The 15,789-nt window shown below is 39.9% G+C and carries 12 protein-coding genes; 6 read left to right on the forward strand and 6 right to left on the reverse strand.

Annotation, left to right across the window (positions count from 1 at the left end; all coding sequences use genetic code 11):
- Positions 1-179 precede the first annotated feature (179 nt).
- Complete coding sequence (locus C4F40_RS11950; RefSeq protein WP_196939630.1) at positions 180-896, reverse strand: pyridoxine 5'-phosphate synthase; 717 nt, start codon at positions 894-896, stop codon at positions 180-182.
- Positions 897-1,239: 343 nt separating this feature from the next.
- Here C4F40_RS11950 and C4F40_RS11955 point away from each other — a divergent pair, with 343 nt between their 5' ends.
- Genes C4F40_RS11955 through C4F40_RS11965 form a run of 3 tightly spaced genes read left to right on the forward strand, consistent with a single transcriptional unit; the run spans position 1,240 to position 4,629 of the window.
- Positions 1,240-2,280, forward strand: coding sequence for a UDP-glucose--hexose-1-phosphate uridylyltransferase (locus tag C4F40_RS11955; protein WP_196939631.1), 1,041 nt, complete (start codon positions 1,240-1,242; stop codon positions 2,278-2,280).
- Positions 2,281-3,438, forward strand: coding sequence for a galactokinase (gene galK, locus C4F40_RS11960; protein ID WP_196939632.1), 1,158 nt, complete (start codon positions 2,281-2,283; stop codon positions 3,436-3,438).
- Between the two features lie 30 nt (positions 3,439-3,468).
- Positions 3,469-4,629, forward strand: coding sequence for an aldose epimerase family protein (locus tag C4F40_RS11965; RefSeq protein ID WP_196939633.1), 1,161 nt, complete (start codon positions 3,469-3,471; stop codon positions 4,627-4,629).
- Between the two features lie 36 nt (positions 4,630-4,665).
- On the opposite strand, the gene C4F40_RS11970 is transcribed toward C4F40_RS11965, so the two are convergent.
- From C4F40_RS11970 to C4F40_RS11980, 3 genes are all read right to left on the reverse strand, one after another.
- Complete coding sequence (locus C4F40_RS11970) at positions 4,666-5,850, reverse strand: trans-sulfuration enzyme family protein (protein WP_196939634.1); 1,185 nt, start codon at positions 5,848-5,850, stop codon at positions 4,666-4,668.
- Between the two features lie 632 nt (positions 5,851-6,482).
- A complete protein-coding gene (mfd, locus tag C4F40_RS11975) occupies positions 6,483-9,818 on the reverse strand; it encodes a transcription-repair coupling factor (RefSeq protein ID WP_196939635.1) in 3,336 nt (1,111 codons plus the stop codon).
- Between the two features lie 47 nt (positions 9,819-9,865).
- Positions 9,866-10,414, reverse strand: a complete 549-nt coding sequence (locus C4F40_RS11980) for a hypothetical protein (protein WP_196939636.1) — start codon at positions 10,412-10,414, stop codon at positions 9,866-9,868.
- 58 nt (positions 10,415-10,472) lie between these two features.
- Here C4F40_RS11980 and C4F40_RS11985 point away from each other — a divergent pair, with 58 nt between their 5' ends.
- From C4F40_RS11985 to C4F40_RS11995, 3 genes are all read left to right on the forward strand, one after another.
- The gene (locus tag C4F40_RS11985; protein ID WP_196939637.1) at positions 10,473-12,302 is read left to right on the forward strand and encodes a tetratricopeptide repeat protein; all 1,830 of its coding nucleotides are present in this window, start codon (positions 10,473-10,475) and stop codon (positions 12,300-12,302) included.
- Between the two features lie 90 nt (positions 12,303-12,392).
- Positions 12,393-13,241, forward strand: coding sequence for an AraC family transcriptional regulator (locus tag C4F40_RS11990; RefSeq protein ID WP_196939638.1), 849 nt, complete (start codon positions 12,393-12,395; stop codon positions 13,239-13,241).
- A gap of 21 nt (positions 13,242-13,262) precedes the next feature.
- The gene (locus tag C4F40_RS11995) at positions 13,263-13,691 is read left to right on the forward strand and encodes a DUF983 domain-containing protein (RefSeq protein ID WP_196939639.1); all 429 of its coding nucleotides are present in this window, start codon (positions 13,263-13,265) and stop codon (positions 13,689-13,691) included.
- Between the two features lie 70 nt (positions 13,692-13,761).
- Here the strand turns inward: C4F40_RS11995 and galE are convergent, their stop codons facing one another.
- Together galE and C4F40_RS12005 are read right to left on the reverse strand one after the other, a co-directional pair.
- A complete protein-coding gene (galE, locus tag C4F40_RS12000; protein ID WP_196939640.1) occupies positions 13,762-14,790 on the reverse strand; it encodes a UDP-glucose 4-epimerase GalE in 1,029 nt (342 codons plus the stop codon).
- A complete protein-coding gene (locus C4F40_RS12005; RefSeq protein WP_196939641.1) occupies positions 14,791-15,768 on the reverse strand; it encodes a UDP-glucuronic acid decarboxylase family protein in 978 nt (325 codons plus the stop codon). It abuts the gene before it with no gap.
- Positions 15,769-15,789 lie beyond the last annotated feature (21 nt).

Genomic DNA, 15,789 nt, shown 5'->3' on the forward strand with positions numbered 1-15,789 from the left:
CAGGAGGTTGTCTTTTAACTTATTAAAAATTAGTTTGTTAAAATTCTCCATTAGATTTGCCTACGGCGAGCTCGCAAGCTCGGTTCTCCCTTCGGTCGAAATGACGTTTAAACACTTTGTATGGCCTTTTTGGACAGTACCTTTTTAGGTACTTAATACCTAATACTCACTACTTGATACTATTTTAACGCTGCTAAATAGCGTTTGATGGTTTCTTCCAAACCGAGATACAACGCATCCGATATCAGTGCATGCCCTATGCTTACCTCCAATAGGCTAGGAATGTGCTGGTTAAAATAAGCTAGATTGTTTAAGTCTAAGTCGTGGCCTGCGTTGAGTCCCAAGCCTACTTCACGCGCCTTTAAGGCAGCTTTAAAATACGGGTGAATTGCTTTGTCTTTATCAAAACCGTAATCTGCAGCATAGGCTTCGGTATACAATTCAATGCGATCAGCGCCAGTTTCGGCTGCTGCCTCTACCATGTCTTCATCTGGATCTACAAAAATAGATACCCGGATTCCCTGGGCTTGAAACAGTTTAACCATGTCGGTAAGATACGCCCGATTTCTAATGGTATCCCACCCATGATTTGATGTAATCTGACCTAATGCATCCGGCACCAACGTAACCTGTGCCGGTTTATTGGCTAGCACGAGGTCTACAAATTTCTGCTCCTGACAGTTCCCCTCAATATTAAATTCTGTTGTAATATTCGCTTTGAGATCGTATACATCTTGGTATCTGATGTGTCTTTCATCAGGCCGAGGGTGTACAGTGATACCCTCGGCTCCAAATCGTTCGCATGATAATGCCGTAGTCAATAGATTTGGTGTGTTCCCTCCCCGAGAATTACGAAGAGTGGCTATTTTATTGATGTTTACTGATAATTTCGTCATGATTTCTACTCCTAACTACAAAGTTAGATAAATTTACTTCTTTGGACAATGTAAATCAAATCGCCTATAAAAGTATGCTTTTTTATAACAACAAACTTAGATAAATTTGCTCGGTGCGATTATAATTGCGTTGAATAAAAATGCAAATTTATCGGTCTCTCCTCGGCCATTGAGAATTTATTTATAGAGAAATATATAAGGATTTTTTTTCGCAATATTTCGTTCATAAAAAGGCACAAATAGATCATTTTTTATATTTCTGAGCTGGTGTAAAAAATACACTTTGATAATTACTTGAAAAAACTTATTTTTAGCATTCTAAACCTTTGATTTAAATAATTATATGCTTTCATTTTTAGACCAACCGCATACTCGGGTTAACTTGTTGACAGGAGAGAAAATATTGGTTTCACCGCACCGAAGTAAAAGACCCTGGCAAGGACAAGTCGAGGATTTACCTACGGATAAGAGACCCGAGTACGACCCGAAATGTTATCTGTGTCCAGGGAATTCTCGTGCAGATGGTACGCAGAATCCCGACTATGAAGAAAGTTTTGTGTTTGTCAATGATTTTTCGGCGTTGTTGGCGGAGTCTCCGGATGGAACATATAATGAGGGAGATTTATTAAGGGCAGAAACCGAACGGGGCATTTGCAAAGTGATTTCCTTTACACCTAGGCATGACTTAACACTGCCCGAAATGGAACTACCCGCAATTAAAGCTGTTGTAGACCTGTGGCAACAGGAATTTCGGGAATTGTCAGATACGGAATGGATAAAATATATCCAGATATTTGAAAATAAAGGCGCAATAATGGGATGTAGTAACCCTCATCCGCATGGTCAGATATGGGCACAAAGCAGCCTTCCCGTCGAGATTGAGAAGGAAGCGTTGCAATTTTCAAACTATTATAAAGCGAACGCTAAGTCTCTATTAAGTGCATATTTAGAAATCGAGCTGGTAAAACAAGAGCGAATCATTATAGACAATGCTCATTTTGTCGCCTTGGTTCCTTTTTGGGCTTCTTGGCCCTACGAGACATTGGTAATTAGCAAACGACACGTGACCAATATTCTTGCGTTTACGGAGGAGGAAAAGGAAGATTTAGCAAAGACACTCCAAGAATTGACGATTCGGTATGACAACATCTTCCAGACTTCTTTCCCTTATTCTGCGGGAATGCACCAAGCTCCAGTTAATTCGGGAGATCAACAGAAATGGCATTGGCATATGCATTTTTATCCACCCCTATTGCGATCGGCTTCAGTAAAAAAATTCATGGTTGGCTACGAAATGTTGGCTAATCCGCAGCGTGATATCACACCAGAGTTTGCCGCTGACATATTAAGAAAACAATCGACTACACATTACAAGAAAAAATAAATGATAGAGACTACATTGCTTAAAAATAGATATAAAGAAGTATTCGGATCGGAACCCGATTTGTTAGCCAAATCACCTGGGCGGATCAATATTATTGGTGAGCATACCGATTACAATGAAGGATTCGTATTGCCCACAGCCATAGATAAGGCGATTTATGTCGCAGTAGGAAAGCGCGAAGATCAGGAAATACATCTGTATGCGGAGGATTTTAACGAAAAGTATTCGATAGATCTAGCAGATCTTGCTATAACCGATAAAGGTTGGCCAAATTACATTTTAGGGGTAGTAGATCAGTTACAGAAATTAGATCTTCCGCTCAGTGGCTTTAATCTTTATCTGGATGGGGATGTGCCTTTAGGTGCAGGGTTGTCTTCCTCAGCGGCAGTAGAATGTGCAACTGGATTCACATTGAATGAACTGTTTTCATTTGGCTTAAAAAGGGTAGATATCGCGAAAATAGGCCAATTGGCTGAACACACGTATGCCGGTGTAAAATGTGGTATCATGGATCAATTTGCTTCGGTATTAAGCAAGGAGGGGCATGTACTTCGACTCGACTGCCGCACATTGGAATATGAATATGTCCCCTTGGAGCTCGGAGCGTATGAAATTGTGTTGCTAAACACAAATGTTAAACATTCCTTGGCCTCGTCGGCCTATAACAAAAGAAGAGAGTTGTGCGAGCAAGGGGTTGCTTGGGTAAAGGAGAAGCACTCGGATGTAAATAGCCTTCGTGATATTACGGTCGATATGTTAGACGAGTTGGTAAAAGATCGTGACGTGGACACGTATACGAAATGTAAGTATGTGGTAGAGGAGAATATACGCTTGGATAAAGCTTGCGAAGCATTGAAAAAAGGTGATATTGAAGAGCTTGGTAAACAGTTGTTTTTAGCGCATGCTGCTTTGAGTGACGAATATGAAGTGAGCTGCGAAGAGTTGGATTTTTTAGTGGATTTTGTAAAGGATATTCCCGAAGTAGTAGGTGCACGGATGATGGGAGGTGGCTTTGGCGGTTGCACAATCAATATCGTGAAAAAAGGTTTTGGACAGCAACTTGCTGATGCAATAGCTCCGGCTTATAAGACGAAGTTTAACCTCGAATTGGATCCAATATTTGTGAAAGCGGATGGAGGCTCACAACTTCTGAAATAGAATATTAATATAACTTAATTATAAACAAATATGACAAAATTTTCATTACTTGGACTTGGTGTGCTATCACTGGCATTCGTTTCGTGCCAATCGTCAACCAACAGTTCTTCTTCGCAAGATTCAACCTCCCATACTGGAGTAGATACTTCCCATTCTTTTGCTGCTGAAATTGATGGCAAAAAGATAAATCTGTATACGATCAAAAGTCAGTCAGGTCTGTCGGCATCATTTACAAATTATGGTGCGCGTTTGGTATCGCTGAATGTACCCAATAAAAATGGGGCAACAGTGGACGTCAGTTTGGGATTTAACACAGCGACGGAATATAATAATCCTGCAGAAGCATATTATGGCGCTGTTGTAGGTCCGTTTGGTAATCGTATTGCCAACGGTAAATTCAAGCTCAGTGGTACAGAATATACCTTGCCACAAAATAACAATGGACACACATTACATGGCGGTTTAAAGGGAACTCATTTTCAGGCATGGGAAGGACAGCAGCTGAATGATAGTACAATCCAATTCGCTTACACCCTGCCCGATGGTAACGAAGGATTTCCTGGAAATCTGGACATCAAAGTTACTTATGGGTTACGGAATACAGGTTTGGAAATTGATTATATAGCAACGACTGATAAAGAAACCGTGGTAAACTTAACCAATCATGCTTATTTTAACCTTAACGGAGAAGGAAGTGGAACGATCCTCGATCATCAACTTCAAATTTTAGCGGATAAGTACACACCTGTGGATGGTGGTTTGATTCCTACCGGAGAGTTGGCGCCCGTAAAAGGTACACCTTTTGATTTTACCATACCCAAAACGATAGGTCAGGATATAGGTGTAGAGAATGAGCAGTTGACCTTTGGGAAAGGATACGATCACAACTGGGTGCTAAATGGAACAAAAGTGGATGGGTTGAACCATGCGGCAACTTTAACGGGGGATCAGTCTGGAATTGTAATGGATATTTATACGGCCGAGCCAGGTATTCAATTTTATAGCGGTAACTTCATGGCCGGTAAGGTAACATTGAAAAATGGTAAAAAGGATGATTTTAGAACGGGACTATGTTTGGAGACGCAGCATTTTCCGGATTCCCCTAATCAGCCCAATTTTCCATCAACGGTGTTAAAACCGGGAGATACGTACAAGACGAAAACAATCTATAGCTTTTCGGTAAATAAATAATAAGTAAAAGGCTCCGTAAGGAGCCTTTTACTTATGCTAAATCATACGGATTGCCTGATCGAAATCTGCGATCAGGTCGTCAATGTGTTCAATACCTACTGAAATCCGAAGCATTCCTTTTGTAATACCGGAGGTTTGTTTTTGTTCCGCTGAATGATGCGAGCCCCACATGCTTGCCGGATGGACAACCAGTGATTCAACCCCTCCCAAGCTCGCTGCATTCGTAAATATTTTTAGGTTGTTGAGTATTCTTTGGGCATTTTGAAAGGCATTTTCGTCACTTTGTCCTACCACTTCTATACACAACATTCCTGTGAAACCTTTCATCTGTTTTTTTGCTAGCTCATGCTGTGGATGTGAAGGTAACCCGACATAGGCGACATGCTGGATAGCGGCATTTCTTTCCAGCCACTCCGCTAGTTGTTGCGCGTTCTCGTTAATCTGTCGAACCCGAAGCGAAAGGGTTTTTAAACCTCTTAACAGCAGCCAAGAGTCAAATGGACTTAACGTGGCGCCCAATACTAGGGAACGGCTCCAGACTTTCTCAATATATTCTTTGGAACCACATACGATGCCTGCGGTTAAATCAGAATGTCCGCCCAGATACTTTGTGGCACTATGAATAACGACGTCGATACCAAATTCACTGGGCAACTGATTTATGGGGGAAGCAAATGTATTATCCACCATAGTCGTGATACCTTTTTCTTTTCCTAATCTTCCCAATAGCTCAAGATCCGTAATATCTAAATTTGGATTGGATGGTGTTTCTAAATAAATAAGTTTGGTGTTCGATTGTATGGCTGCTTCGAATGCATTGATATCCTTTTGGTCAACATGTGTGATTTCGATGCCATAGTCGATTAAGAATTGCTTAAAGAACAAGGTGGTTCCCGAATAATGCGCATGCTGAGCAATGATATGATCTCCAGCCTTGACAAGTGCGAGGATAGCCGTGCTGATGGCCGCCATACCAGTGGATAAAACCAAAGCATCTGCTGTTTTTTCCAAATTTGCAACAATGGCAGCGACTTGACTATTCGTCGGATTGCCATGACGGTGGTAAAATTCCGGGTATTTTGGCGCGGTCGCTGCAGTAATATAGGCGTCTATATCTTCGTTTGCCAGATATGTTGACGATTGATAAATAGGAGCTACTACGGCATTTGTTTTATTAAATTCTTCGCCGATGTGAATAAGATTCGTTTCTACCTTTGCCATGTCATATGTTTAGTTTATCAAAAGTAATAAAATCTATTTGGTTAGTAGATATTGTTTGGTGTTTTAATGTTATGAAGTAAATGTTTAATTTTGGGAAGTAATAATGAAGGTTTATTTTAACAGTTTGTCGCTCGTAAATACCAAATTATATTGACAAGCATAAATATCCATATTTATCTTTTTGCCCTCATCGGCGGGCGGCCTAGTCCTTTTCCCTTGATGGAAATGGACCAAAAGATCAAGACTGGGCCAATGTTACGCTAAAAGCTTTTGGATTTACTAAACAGCTCCAAGCCGTTTCACTTCTGGAATCTGTTCTTAACGCAAATCCAAAAGCTTTCATAACGCTACATCGGCCTAGGTCGTCCTTTCTAATTTCAGCTGGAGTTCAAAGTAAATATTTAATAAAAAACGTAGTACCCATACATTCACGAAAAATGTCGCCTTAGCGGGTCGACAATAGCAGGAATGGTGAACCGTGGTGTCGAGCCGGTACAGCGACGATTTTTTTGCTTCTTTTTTAGGGTAAAAAAGAAGACCCTGCCACGGCGAGTGGCGGAGAGGCAAGGCAATGGACAAAGTTAATTGCCTAAAATAAACCTTCATTTAAAATTATCACGCCCTGAGATCCGCTACACCATTTCTTTTAACAGATTTAATGCATATTCGATACTAGTTACATTATTTATGGCGATACGTAACTGTCCCTTTACCTCTTTGAGATTACTGGCGGTGGGGTGGGTTTGCACAAATGACAATACCTTACCGAATTGATCCGACTCAAAGTAAGTAGATTTAGGATTGTTGATGAAGTAACCTTTTAACGTATTCTTCTTGAATGATATTTTTTCTAATCCGATTTCCTTACCCATCCACTGTAGTCTTAGTGTATTGAATAATTCGTAAACCTGGACAGGTACTGGTCCAAATCGATCTTCTAGCGATTGGATAAATTCCTGTAGTTGTGATTCATTTTCAAGTTTAGCAATATCGTTGTATAGGTTGTAGCGCTCGCCGATATTAGTAACATATTCATCAGGGATCAATACTTCCAAATCAGTATCTATTTGTGTGAAAGCAACATATTTACGGTTTTTGTCATCAGCAAATAAGTCTCCGAATTCATCGTCTTTCAATTCCTGCACAGCTTCGTCTAATATTTTATTATACATTTCAAAACCGATTTCTGCGATAAATCCAGATTGTTCAGCACCCAAAAGATTACCTGAACCGCGAATATCCAAATCGCGCATGGCAACATTGAATCCCGATCCCAATTCAGAAAATTCCTCAATGGCTGAAAGGCGTTTGTAGGCTTCATTTGTGAGGGTTGATAACGGAGGGCTTAACAAATAACAGAATGCTTTTTTATTGGAACGTCCGACACGGCCACGCATTTGGTGTAGATCACTCAACCCAAACATATGTGCATGGTTGATAATGATGGTGTTTGCATTTGGAATGTCTAACCCTGCTTCGATAATAGTTGTTGCGACCAACACGTCATAATCATTGTTGATAAATTTCAACATCACATCTTCCAGATCGTCGCCCTCCAGTTGACCATGTGCTACGCCTATACGCGCTCCCGGTACCAGCTTCTGAATCATTGCACCCAATTGTTTTAAATCAGCGACACGGTTATGAATAAAGAAAACCTGTCCGCCACGATCCAGTTCGTAAGCCACCGCCTCTTGAATCAATGTTTCGTTAAATACGTGTAATTCCGTTTGTACAGGTTGTCGATTTGGGGGAGGGGTAGTAATTAGACTTAAATCTCGCGCCCCCATTAATGAAAAATGGAGTGTCCGCGGTATAGGGGTGGCAGTCAATGTGAGCGAATCTACATTGGCACGCATTACTTTTAGCTTTTCTTTGACGGATACACCAAATTTTTGTTCTTCATCAATGATCATCAGTCCCAAATCTTTGAATTTTACATCTTTGCTTACTAAGCGATGCGTACCGATGATGATGTCTATTTTCCCTTCTGCTAGTTTGCTGAGGGTTTCTTTTATCTGTTTAGATGTTTTGAAACGGTTGATATAGTCGATATTTGCCGGAAGCCCTTGGAGACGCTCTTTGAATGTACGATAGTGCTGTAAGGCAAGGATAGTGGTAGGTACTAGTACTGCTACTTGTTTGCTATCTGCTACAGCTTTAAAGGCTGCACGGATAGCGATCTCCGTCTTACCAAAACCAACGTCACCGCAGATTAATCTATCCATGGGGTGCGGTGACTCCATGTCGCGTTTTACATCTGCGGTAGCTTTCTCTTGATCTGGGGTGTCTTCGTAAATAAATGAAGCTTCTAACTCATTCTGTAGATAGGTGTCCGGACTGAAAGCGTTGCCCGTTTGTGCCTTTCGTTTGGCATAAAGGACGATCAGGTCCCGAGCGATATCTTTGACCTTCTTTTTGGTCGTTTTCTTGAGCTTATCCCAAGTATCCGTACCTAACTTATTCATTTTGGGAATCGTTCCCTCTTTTCCCGAATATTTGGAGATACGGTTAAGGGAGTTTATGTTGACATATAATAGATCATTGTCTGCATAAACCAGCCGTATCATTTCTTGCGTTTTGCCGTTGACATCCACCTTTTCCAATCCTGCATATTTACCTACTCCATGATCAATATGGGTGATATAATCGCCCGGTTTGAGATCACGTAGCTCCTTTAGTGTAATAGCTTGAGACCGTTCATAACCTTTCTTCCGTTTATATTTATAATAGCGGTCAAAGATTTGATGGTCTGTATAGCAGGCAAGTTGTATACTGTCATCTCGAAAACCTTCGCGTAAGGAACGATGTACAGGTATGAACGTTGTAGACTTGTCTAAATCGTCCAATATAGCATAAATGCGTTCGATCTGCTTGTTGGAATCTGAGAATATTAAATTTGTAATTTTATTCTTCTCATTCTCCTTCATACTGTGTGTAAGAAGGGAGAAATCTTTATTAAAAGAGGGTTGCGGGTGTGTGTCAAAAATAATAACTTCTGACGCGTTATAGAAAAACTGTTTACCAAATTCAATATTCGGAAATTCGAATAACAGAGAAGCAAAATTCCGGTCATCGTTAAAGGTAAACCTCGGATCTAGCCATTCCGGGTTGTTTTTTATCTCCTTTTCGGATAATGCTTTCCAAAATTGTGAAGCTTTCTTGTAACCCTCTTTTATAATATCGAAGGTAAACTGTACATCTTTGATCCAAACGACGGTGTCTCTGTCTACATATTCGAGTAGAGAGATGTGGTTATTTGCGAGAAACTTCGCTTGAACATTTGGAACAATGGTAACGGTGTGTATTTTACTAACTGAGAGCTGGCTTTCGATATCAAAGGTGCGTATACTTTCTATCTCATCGCCAAAGAATTCAATCCGATAAGGAAGATCATTTGAAAAAGAAAAGATATCAACGATCCCTCCCCGAATAGCGAACTGCCCGGGTTCGTAGACGAAATCGGTACGCTCAAAATCATATTCGTAGAAAAATTCATTGATAAAATCAATGCTAAGTTTGGTGTTTTGCGTAATTTCTAAAGTGTTTTTTTCGAGATCACTGCGGTTGATGACCTTTTCTGCGATAGCCTCCGGATAGGTTACTACTATTTTTGGGAGCTCCGAAGTGTGATTCAAAGCGCTCAATGTTTCGGCGCGTTGCAAGACGTGGGCACTATCTAGTTGTGTGAATTCAAAAGCTTTTCGATAAGAGGCCGGAAAAAATAGAATTTGCTTATCAAAGATACTTTCTAGATCACTGAGAAAATAAGAAGCCTCCTCATGAGTCGGCAAAATAAAAACGTACGGACGTACGTGAAGATGATATACAGCCGACGCAACCATTGCGTCTGCGGAACCAATTAAACCTTTAAGATGAACTTTTGGGTTTTTACTTTGGATAACGTTAACGAGCGTCCTTACTTGTTCTGTCTTTCCGTATTTTTCTAGAATTTCTTGAATATTCACCCGGAGAATTACTTTTTATGCGAAGTTAATAAAATAAATAAAATCATTTAGTAACTCATTCCATGTTTCATCGCAAATCCTAAAATAAATTCCATCTCGGCATATAAATCAAATTGTATATCTTCATGGAGTTTGTCAAATTTTCCCGTAACGTTTTTGATTCGGCCAATAGCATATTTTTGCAATTTAAGCCCACTACTTATCGCTGTGGCTTCGAAAAGTTTTGGGAATTTTTCAAAAGATGTTTTTAACAAGTATAAACGGCATTCGATTTCACTTATTTTGTCCTTCGTTACTTTTTCATGTTCATTTATCATACCACTTGCTTGGCGTAAAAGTGCATTAAGCTGACTGTAATTGCTATATATCGGAATGTTTTTGACGGATGTTTCGGCAATTGACAGCAAAGTCTCCAAACTTTTTTTTAGCCTTTCAATTCGATCTTCGAGATCGGATTTATCTTCCAAGAGTTGAAATTGAAGTTGCTTTAATAGCATTTTGTCTTTGTTGATTAGACGTACTAGTAATTTGTCTTTCTCTTTTTGTGCCAGAGAAAGAACCGCCTCCTTAAGGATAGTGTTTTTGTGTAAAGACATATGCTAATCTAAAAAAATATATGCAAAGAATGTCTTTTCAATTTTTAGTAATTTGGCTGTGAAAGTAATTGCTATCTTTGGAGTAGCTAAAAAAGCATTCTTAATTTTTGGTTTCTCTATCGTTTTGGCAAAAGGAAAATTTGTTTTTTTTTATTTGATATTACTGTTCTCTTTGATTTTTAGATCGGGTTTTTCGCAGTCTATTCAGTTTACCCGTTCAGGTGACCGTACATTTTTGATAGAAAATCTGATTGGACAAAAAAAAGATCTCCCAAGAGACTCTGTGCGTCTGGTAACTTATCTGCAGCCGTTAACACAGTATCTATCCACAACGGAGGATAGGGAAGTTGAAGCCGTATATTATATACTTCTTGCAAGTGGTTATGCGAATATTCTGGACCGCATAAACAATACGAGTGACCATAACTACCAAAAAGCAATTGATATCGTACACCCGGCTTCTGCCCTCAAAGCATGGATGTTGGTCGAATATGGATTCTACCTATATGATTTTAGGAACATTAGTAAGGCACAGAATGTGTATCTAAATGCGATCGAAATCATCAAGAGCCTTTCTCCTGAGAAAATTATAATGCCGGATCAAACATATAAAAAGCTTGGATATTTCTTTGGTACGATAGGAGACTACGAAGAGGCTATTACATATCTCGAACATGCAATTCGATATGCGCCTCAAAAATCGAATTTGAGAGCGGAGATTCTTGATAATACCGGAATTTATTATCTGGCCAAGAAAGACACCTCCAGAGCTATGGAACACTTTCGAGAGGCTGAGATGTTAGCACACGAGATCGGTGATTTTGTTCGTAAAGGTAAAACGTTGGGTAATCAAGCCTTAGTATTACGCGACAGAGGGCAGATAAATGAAGCAATTGCGTTTCTAAAGCAAGATATTGTTTATTCGGAACGATATCGGGCAGATCGGAATACAATGTACGCCTCGATACTTTTGGCAGAATTATATGTCAGAAATAGTAATATCAAAGAGGCGAAATTATCGTTGGAAAGAGCAGAGCGATATGCATCATCTAAAGTATACTTAAAGAAATCGGAAAAAGAAATTGTTAAGCTCCGGCTTGAAATAGCTATACGAGAGGGGGATATCTCGGGCGAATTGTTGGCTAGACGTCGGTTAGATGGGTTGTCAAATACGTTACAAAATTGGGATGGCGAATCGGTATTACAGCAAATACGAATCTCGTCAGATAGAAATAAATTTAATCAGGAATTAGTGCGGTCAATAGAACAGTACCACCACGAGCAACTTTCGAAAAGAGTTTTTATTATTATCTGTCTTATACTTGTTGTTGTGATTTTTCTCTCCACATATATTTATAAAAGAAAACTAAGTATAAAAGAACGTAATTATGACGCCATGGTTGCCGATCTTCAGCGCGAGAAGACAGCAATGGATCAAAAGATTGTACAAGCAAGTGAGACTCTTCTCACCTATAAAGGCTATCTACTAGGTAAAAATCAACAAATAGATCGTTTGACGACTGAAATTGACCAAATAAGAATCTCTTCCTCTTCTTTTCTTGAAGAGAAGAATGGACGACTTCAGGCTTTATTGGACTCGCATTTGATGACGGAAGAGAACTGGGGTAATTTTAAAAGAACCTATCAAGTGGATAACCCTATTTTCTATGATCGACTTTTAACGGATTTTCCAGAAATTACAGAATCAAATCTTAGGTATATCTTGTTGGCCAAGTTAGATCTTTCGAATAAAGAGATCTCAAACTTGCTCGGTATTACGAGCGAAGCTATCAAGAAGTCAAGGCAGCGGCTAAAGAAGAAATTAGGATTGATCCGATATCAAGAATTATCTAATCTTATCATGTCAAAAGCGTTAGTAGATTCGTGAAGGTTTTAGTTTCTTGCTATCAGTAAAAAGTACCAATTAAACAGTCAAATATACCACTCATTTCGGAAATGATTTGGTATCTTTGTGTAGATGACGTTAAAAGTGCCAATACTTGATCAATGCGCTCTATCGGGCAATGAGGAACAAAGAATTCTGGTGGAGCGTCTTTCGAGTTATTTGAAAAGAAATCATAATCTTATTTTTCCGCATCAACATAACTTTTATCACTTTGTAATATTTACAAATGGCCGTGGAAAACATACCATCGATTTTGAGGAATATGACGTGCAGCCGTGGCAGGTTTATTTTATGATTCCGGGACAGATTCATACTTGGGATTTTGAGGGAGAAGTAGATGGTTATATCGTGAATTTTAGCGTGGACACATTTCAGACTTTTCTGCTGCAATCAGATTACCTTTCGAATTTTCCGTTCTTTTTAGGTTTGAAGAATAAATCTGTTTTTGTGATTTGCAATGAAAGCCGAGACGCAGTTGTACGTCTAATGGATGAATTAATTGCAAAGCATTTTAAGATGGATTTTGTAAAAGTGTCTTTACTTTATTTGTTTATGCTATTTGAAAAGCAAATGGAACCAAATGAAAAGATTGAAGCTTCATCATATAACTATACATTGCTTAAAAATTTTAGATCTTTAGTAGAAAAGAGGTATAAAGATTTACATTTACCTAAAGAGTATGCCTCGTTGCTTCACGTCACGCCCAATCATCTTAATGCGCTTTCAAGGGAGTATTTGGGGCTTTCCGCGGGAGAGTTTATTCGGAGTCGAATTTTGTTGGAAGCAAAGCGCTTATTAGCGACACGTAGGCATACTATCGGAGAGATAGCCTATGAGTTGAAATTTAGTGATAATTCTTATTTTACGAAGTTTTTTAAAAAAATGGAGGGAATTACGCCCGAAGAGTTTAGAAGAAAATAATCAGAAACAAACAATAGAACTATGCAAGAAACAAAATATATTATTCCCAGTGAATTGAAAAGTGCTGCCATTGGCAAGTGTCCACGCTGTAGAAAAGGGGATATGTTTGTAGGCCCGTTATTGAGTTTCTCATCTAAAAAGATGAGAAGTTCTTGCCCATATTGTAGTCTGAAGTTCGAGAAAGAACCTGGATACTTCTACGTGGCAATGTATGTGAGTTATGTATTTGTCGTAGCGGAGTTAGTTACTGCTTGTGTAGGGACATATATCATTACCCATAATATGGAATCTCCGTGGTTGTACCTTACTGTTGCGGTATTGGCTACTATAATCTTGGCTCCCTTCAATTATAGGTACTCACGCATCGTATTGATGTATTGGTTAACACCGGCATTTAAATATAGGCCGGAGCGATATGCTGATGTGAAAGAAGGAGGGGGCGCCGCCTAACAAATATGCCGGTGTGCAGATACGCGGATTCGCAAATTCTCAAATAAGCGAATCCGCGAACAACTGCTAATTATTCAATCGGATTTTCTTTTAGATAATTTTCCCATTTCCAAGCGGAAGACATCATCTCCTCAATGCCGAGCTGGGCTTTCCAACCTAGTTCGCTGGATGACTTGGTGACATCTCCATATACTTTTACAATATCGCCTTCTCTTCGTGGACCAACCTCATAATTTAACGTTTTACCGGAGACTTTCTCAAAAGCCTTGATTGCTTCAAGGACAGAGTATCCTTTTCCGGTACCGACATTGAATACATCGTATTTTCCGTTTGGATTACCTTTTTCTAAAAGTTGAATCGCAGCAACGTGTGCTTTTGCCAAGTCTACAACATGAATAAAATCCCGTATACAATAGCCGTCAGGTGTATCAAAATCATTTCCAAAGACGGTTAACTTTTCGCGTTTTCCGATGGCGGTCTGCGTGATGAAAGGCAGTAGATTTTGGGGTACGCCCAGTGGCAATTCACCGATTAAGGCCGACTCGTGCGCACCTACCGGATTGAAATAACGTAGTGCGATTATGTTGTAGTTGTCGTATGCAGCAGCAGATTCCGCGAGGATTTCCTCTGCGATCTGTTTGGTATTGCCGTAGGGAGAGCTGGCTCTCTTCACTGGCGCAGATTCTGTAACGGGTAATGCATCTGGCTCACCATATACCGTACAGCTTGAAGAGAATACAAAATTGATTTTCTTCTCCTGGTAGGCTTCCAACAAATTGATGAGGGAGAAAAAATTGTTGTGATAATATTTTAATGGTTTTTGAACGGATTCGCCCACGGCTTTTGAAGCCGCAAAATGAATAATGCCACTGATGTCGGGATTTTTATTGATGAATGCTGTGGTTTGTTCGGTGTCGCATAGGTCAAATTGATGAAACTCGGGTGTTACGCCGATAATTTTTTCGATCTGTGCTAAGATTTTGCGGCTTGAATTGGATAAATTGTCAATAATTACAGGTGTATATCCTGCTTTGTAGAGTTCCACTACTGTATGGGAACCAATATAACCTGTGCCTCCGGTAACTAATATTTTGCTCATTTATATGTTGATTTGTTGTTTTACTTGGTCTTTTAATTTTTGTTTGTAATACGCTATCGTTTGTATTAAGCCTTCTTTTCTGGATACCTGTGGTTCCCACCCCAGTATTCGTTTTGCCTTTGTAATATCGGGTCTTCGCTGCTGCGGGTCGTCTACAGGTAAAGCTTCATAGATGATCTTTGACTTGCTTTCTGTTAAGGCTATGATCTCTTCTGCAACCTCCTTGACAGACAGCTCTTCTGGGTTACCAATGTTCAATGGCTCATGGTAGTCGGTGTGTAATAGTCTATATATACCCTCAATTTGGTCGGAAACATAGCAAAACGATCGCGTCTGTTTGCCGCTGCCAAATACCGTTAGGTCTTCATTCCTAAGGGCCTGTGCAATGAAGGTAGGTAAAGCTCTTCCGTCCTCCAGTCGCATACGTGGGCCGAATGTGTTGAAGATACGTACGATCCTTGTATCCAGTCCATGAAAATTATGATAAGCCATAGTCATGGCCTCTTGGAAACGTTTCGCTTCGTCGTAGACACCCCGGGGACCGACAGGGTTCACGTTTCCCCAGTATTCTTCTGACTGCGGAGAGACGGTTGGATCGCCGTATACCTCGGAAGTTGAAGCAACCAGAATACGCGCTTGCTTTTCTTTAGCTAGTCCTAACAGATTGTGTGTGCCTAGTGAACCAACTTTCAAGGTCTGAATCGGAATGCGTAAATAATCTATCGGGCTGGCGGGCGAAGCAAAATGAAGAATGTAATCCAGCTCTCCGGGTACGTGTACAAATTTGGAAACATCATGGTGATGGAATTCAAAATTCGCCATATGGAAAAGGTGTTCGATATTTTCAATGGCTCCGGTAATCAGATTATCCATCGCAATAACTTGATAATTTTCGTGAATAAAACGATCACAAAGGTGTGAACCCAAAAATCCTGCTGCACCGGTTATAAGTATTCTTTTTTGAGCCTTCTGTTGCACTTTGTCGTGAATTAGAAAAGG

The organism is Sphingobacterium pedocola (assembly GCF_015209965.1).
In the GTDB taxonomy this organism is placed as follows: Bacteria; Bacteroidota; Bacteroidia; order Sphingobacteriales; family Sphingobacteriaceae; genus Sphingobacterium; species Sphingobacterium pedocola.

Excerpts from the sequence above, each read along its gene's own strand:
- C4F40_RS11950 (WP_196939630.1), bottom strand. The coding sequence starts at position 896 with ATGACGAAATTATCAGTAAACATCAATAAAATAGCCACTCTTCGTAAT.
- C4F40_RS11955 (WP_196939631.1), top strand. The coding sequence starts at position 1,240 with ATGCTTTCATTTTTAGACCAACCGCATACTCGGGTTAACTTGTTGACA.
- galK (WP_196939632.1), top strand. The coding sequence starts at position 2,281 with ATGATAGAGACTACATTGCTTAAAAATAGATATAAAGAAGTATTCGGA.
- C4F40_RS11965 (WP_196939633.1), top strand. The coding sequence starts at position 3,469 with ATGACAAAATTTTCATTACTTGGACTTGGTGTGCTATCACTGGCATTC.
- C4F40_RS11970 (WP_196939634.1), bottom strand. The coding sequence starts at position 5,850 with ATGGCAAAGGTAGAAACGAATCTTATTCACATCGGCGAAGAATTTAAT.
- C4F40_RS11980 (WP_196939636.1), bottom strand. The coding sequence starts at position 10,414 with ATGTCTTTACACAAAAACACTATCCTTAAGGAGGCGGTTCTTTCTCTG.
- C4F40_RS11990 (WP_196939638.1), top strand. The coding sequence starts at position 12,393 with ATGACGTTAAAAGTGCCAATACTTGATCAATGCGCTCTATCGGGCAAT.
- C4F40_RS11995 (WP_196939639.1), top strand. The coding sequence starts at position 13,263 with ATGCAAGAAACAAAATATATTATTCCCAGTGAATTGAAAAGTGCTGCC.
- galE (WP_196939640.1), bottom strand. The coding sequence starts at position 14,790 with ATGAGCAAAATATTAGTTACCGGAGGCACAGGTTATATTGGTTCCCAT.